This window comes from Stenotrophomonas pictorum JCM 9942 (assembly GCF_001310775.1).
Lineage (GTDB): Bacteria > Pseudomonadota > Gammaproteobacteria > Xanthomonadales > Xanthomonadaceae > Stenotrophomonas > Stenotrophomonas pictorum.
Window position 1 is genome coordinate 1 of sequence record NZ_BAZI01000207.1, and the last position, 5,050, is coordinate 5,050.

Consider the following 5,050-nt stretch of genomic DNA (forward strand, 5'->3'; position numbering starts at 1 on the left):
GGCCCGGGGCGAACTGCGCCACCGCCGCGAACGCCATCAGCCGTAAGTGGCGAGCATGGTGTCGTTGCTGCTGCCGCGGTAATAGCCGTAGGCCACCAGCGCCAGCAGCAGGATCGCCAGGCGGCGGATCCACAGCACCCGTGAGGCGACGCTGGCCGCTTCGCGGTGGTCGCCACTGCGCCGCAGCAGCAGCGGCATCACCAGGTCGTTGCTGATCATCGTCGCCAGCGCGATCGAGGAGACGATGACCATGCCGGTGGCCGCGGAGAAGCCGCCGACATAGGCCACCAGCGCCAGCGCGGTGTTGCCGCCGGCCATCGGCAGCGCCAGCACCAGGGTGTCATCGGACGCCAGACCGGTGCCGAACAGGGCCGCGCCGGCGCTGGCGATAGGCACGATCATCAGCGAGATCAGCACCAGATAGCCGCCGAACATCCAGCGCGCGCGGCGCACGTCGCCGGCATCGGCGCATTCCACCACCGCCACGTGGAACTGCCGCGGCAGGCAGATCAGCGCCAGGAAACTGAGCAGGGTCTGCGAGACGAAACCCACCGGTGGCATGCCCTCGAACAGGGCGCGGGCCGAGCGCACCACCGAATCGCCACGGTCGGCCAGCCAGACATAGGCGAACACACCCACCGCCACGATCGCCAGCAGCTTGATCATCGATTCCAGCGCGATCGCCAGCATCATCCCGTAGTGGTGCTCGGTGGCATCGACCTGGCGGGTGCCGAACAGGATCGCGAACAGCGCCATCAGCAGGGCCACATACAGCGCCGGATCGGTGAACACACCGCTGCCGGCGGCATTGCCGGTCAGCACCTGCAGGCTCATCGCCACCGCCTTGTACTGCAGCGCCAGATACGGCACCACGCCGACCAGCGCGATCAGCGCCACCAGCGCCGCCAACCGCCGCGAGCGGCCGAAACGCGAGGAGATGAAGTCGGCGATGGAGACCACGTTCTCGCTGCGCGCGATCAGCGCCAGCCGCTCGATGATGCGCCAGCCGAAGATCAGCATCAGCAGCGGACCCAGATAGATCGGCAGGTAGCCCACGCCATAGCGCACCGCGCTGCCGACGCCACCGTAGAAGGTCCACGACGAGCAGTACACCGCCAGCGCCAGGCTGTAGACCACCGGCCGCAGCCACGGCCGGTCCGGGTACAGCGGACGGCGGTCACCCCACCAGGCCACGCCGAACAGCAGCGCGGCATAGCCGAGTGAGACCAGTAGCAGGATCCAGCTGGAGACCAAGAACACATCCCGTGCGACGGAGCGCGCCCAGTGTAGCCATTCCGCCGGTCGCCACGCCCCTGCCCCGCTGCTGAATGGAGGCGACGCACACGCCGGCAGCGGTACTTCCTGCAAGGGCCCTGTGCACGGCCGCAAACGCAACGCCCCGGCAGGACCGGGGCGTTGGCGGGGAAGCGCGGGCGCGGAATTACTGCGCCAGCTGGAACTGCACTTCCACGCGGCGGTTGGGCAGCAGGCATTCCAGCAAGGCCGCACGCGGCTTCACGCCGTCGCACTGCTGCACCTGCTGGGTGTCGCCGCGGTACTCGTAGCTGATCCGGGCCGGATCGATACCACGGCCGATCAGCAGCTCGCGCACGGTCTGCGCCCGCCGCTGCGACAGGCCCTGGTTGTAGTCGAAACCGCGGCCCTGCATGCGGTCGGCATGACCGACCAGGGTCACCCCGGCCAACTCGCGCTTCTCGCTCTCGATGGTGGCCAGTGCACGGTCCACGCTTTCCAGCGAGTAGGTGCGGATGTCGCGGTACTGGTCACGGTCGAACTCGAACACGACATTGGCGATCAGCGGGCCCATTACCGGGGCCGGACCTGCGACCGGACCGCCCGGATCGACACCGCACAGGCGCGCGGCGGCCTCGGCCTCGTTGACCAGGTCCTCGGCGATCTGGATGTAGGGCTTGGAGTGGCGCCACTGCTGCTGGTTGAACTCGTTGCCGGCGTGCACCAGCTCGACCTCGCCGCAGGCCACCTTCTGCGCGGCGCAGGCAAAGCCCGGCGTGCCATGGATGACCTTCAGCCGCTGCCACAGGTCGGCGCGCAGGTGCTTGGCGTCGTTGACCAGGGCGGTGTCGGTGGGGATCGGCGAAACCCCGTTCTCCATGTCCACGATCAGCTTCTCCGACTCGGTCAGCGCTTCCTGCGGGAACGCGCTGCGGTCGTTGCGGGTGTATTCGTGGAAGGACACGTCCAGCCAGCACTGCGCCTTGGACAGGTGGTAGTCGCGGATCGGGCGACCGCCGTCGTTGAGCGCCTGGATCCGGCCCTGCGTGGCCTCGTACGACGCCAGGTCGGCATGGATCGCCTCGTCGCTGATGCGCCTGGCCTGCGGGTTGAGCTGGGTCTGCTGGGCGCCGTGGCACTCCAGCGGCTGGACGATTTCGCTATCGCCGACAATCCATATCCGCAGCGGTGCAAGCGCCAGCTGGCCCCGCGCACCGCTTACTGCGTTCTGTTGCACGACAACCGGCTCCTGGGCGCAGGCCAAGCGGGAGAGGGGAGCCTGCGTATTCAGGGATTCTAGCGTAGCGTAATTCCAATTACGCCCCTTCTTTGGTCGCCCGTGCCCCGACGGCAACGAAGAAGGGGAGCGATGACCGCTCCCCTTCTGTCTGCTTACTCGGCCGGGACGCCCATTTCCCTGAGCAGCTCCGGTGCCGGGTAGACCTTGGCCAGCAGCCAGCGCAGGTAGCGCATGTCCACATGCACGGCCCGCTTGTAGCGCGGATCGAACCACCAGCTGGCGCTGACCGATTCCCAGTTGGAATCGAAGTTCAGGCCGATCAGCTCGCCCTTGGCATTGAGCACCGGCGAGCCGGAGTTGCCGCCGGTGGTGTCCAGGTTGGTCAGGAAGTTGACCGTCTGGGTCTTCAGCGCCGGATCGGCAGTGCTGCCGAAATCGCCCTTGGCGATGGCCGCCAGCAGCGGCTTGGGCGCATCGAACGGCACCGTGTTGGTGTTCTTCTCGACGATGCCGGCCACCGTGGTCACCGGCGCGTAGCTGACCGCATCACGCGGGTGCAGCGCCTCGACCTTGCCATAGCTGATGCGCAGGGTGCTGTTGGCATCGGGGTAGACCGCACGGCCCTGCTTGGCACGCCAGGCGAACAGCGCCTGCATGTAGGACGGACGCAGGCGCAGCTGCTCGCCCTGGCGCTCCTTGCTCTGCCGCTCGTCGTTGAGTTGCGCCATCACCAGCGCCGAGGCCACCGAGACCAGCGGGTCGGACTCGATGAAACCGCCCTTGCGCGCGGCCTCGAAGCGCGACAGCCGCTGTGCCTCATCCCCCAGCGTGGTCTGTGCGTACAGCTCGTCCAGGTGCTTGGCCAACTCGGCCGGGGTGCGCCCGAACAGGTTGTCGTAATGCGCATCGCGCTGGTCGTCGGGCAGCTGCTGGTAGCGGGTCAGCAGCGCGGTGAGGATGGCCTTCTCCACCGTCGGGTCGTAGCGGCGCTGCACCTGCTTGAGCACGCCTTCGATCAGCGCCTGGTCGCGCTGCTGGTAGCCGCTCTCGCGCTCGGCATCGGGCTTGGCCGATTCGATGCGCAGCCGCTCCAGCAGCAGCGCCGAACGCAGCAACTGGGTCTGGCTGGACATCAAGCCAACCAGCAGCTCGCGCTCGCCCACGGCCCGCTCCTCCGCCAGCGAGGCGAACAACGCATCGATGTCGGCTTTGTAGCTGGCGTCGGTGGCGGCCAGCATCGCCTGTTCGTCAGCGGCGCGCTGGGCCTTGGCGTCGCTGCGCAACAGGCCTTCCAGTTCACCGGCGGCACGCTTGCGGTTGTTCTTCAGCGACTGCAGCTGCGAGGCGTAGCGCGTGCGGGCATCGGCATTGCCCTTGCCGACCGCCTCGATAGTGTCGATCAGCTGCTGGAACACCTCCACGCGGCGCGGCAGCACGGTATCGATCTGGTTGGCAAACTCGTCGGCGGTGCGCAGCCGGTAGGTGGTGCCCGGGTAACCGGCCAGCATCGCGTAGTCGCCTTCCCTGGGGCCATCCAGCGCCATCTTCAGGTGCGCCGGCGGCTGGTACGGCACGTTGTCCTTGCTGTACGGGGCCGGCTTGCCGTCCTTGCCGACGTAGGCGCGCAGCAGGGTGAAGTCACCGGTGTGCCGCGGCCACATGAAGTTGTCGATCTCGTCGCCGTAATTGCCGATCGCACGCGGCGGTGCATAGACCAGGCGGATGTCGGTCAGCTCCAGCTGGCGGATGCGGTAGAAATCGCTGCCGTAGTACATGTTGGCCACCGAGCAGCGCACGGCGGCTTCGGCCTCGCAGTCGGCGACGATGCGCTTGCGCGCATTTTCCACTGCGTCGTAATAACCGCGACCGGTCTTGCCGCGCGCGTCCTTGAGCACCTCGTCGGTGACCTTGTCGAAGCCCACCGTCACCAGCACCCGGTAATCGGGATTGGCCGCGCGCTCATCATCGCGGCCGCGGGCGATGAAGCCCTCGTCGATGGTGTTGTGGTCCTTGGTCGCGTTGTACTGGATCACGCCATAGGCGACATGGTGGTTGGTCAGCAGCAGGCCATCGCCGGAGACGAACGCGCCGGTGCCACCGCCGACCCGCACCACCGCACTGAGCGGCGGCGCGGTGACATCGGCCAGCTGCTTCGGATCGCCCTTGAAACCGGCCACCTTCAGCGTCCTGGCCAACTCCGGCAGCTGCGTGGGCATCCACATGCCTCGTTGGCATTGGCCGCAGCGGCCAGGCCCATCCCCAGCGCCAGCGTGGCGGCAAGCGGTTTACGCGTCATCGAAAACTCCAGCAGACCTTCAGAACAGCCGCCGACAGTAGCGGCCACCGCGCGCAGCGGCAACCATCGTTGGTAACGAGGGGGCTATCCTGCGCCGATGCGTATCGTTGCCGCTTCCCTCGTCGTGATGGGCCTGCTGCTGGGCGCCTGCTCCGGTCCGGACCGGTCCCGCTCTGCCCACGCGAGCGCACCTGCGCTGGCGCTGCGAATCGAGCCGTGGACGCTGCCGGCCGATGCGGTCGCCGCGCAGCCGGATCTGG

At 67.8% G+C, this 5,050-nt stretch carries 1 protein-coding gene and 2 pseudogenes; all 3 read right to left on the bottom strand.

Going from position 1 to position 5,050, the window contains the following annotated elements; genetic code table 11:
• A pseudogene (locus JCM9942_RS10765) lies at window positions 1-1,254 on the bottom strand (SLC5/6 family protein); the annotation flags it as partial.
• A gap of 187 nt (window positions 1,255-1,441) precedes the next feature.
• Complete coding sequence (locus JCM9942_RS10770; RefSeq protein ID WP_054659599.1) at window positions 1,442-2,491, bottom strand: OmpA family protein; 1,050 nt, start codon at window positions 2,489-2,491, stop codon at window positions 1,442-1,444.
• A 155-nt stretch (window positions 2,492-2,646) separates the two neighbouring features.
• Window positions 2,647-4,790: pseudogene (locus JCM9942_RS10775) on the bottom strand (S46 family peptidase).
• Window positions 4,791-5,050: the final 260 nt, after the last annotated feature.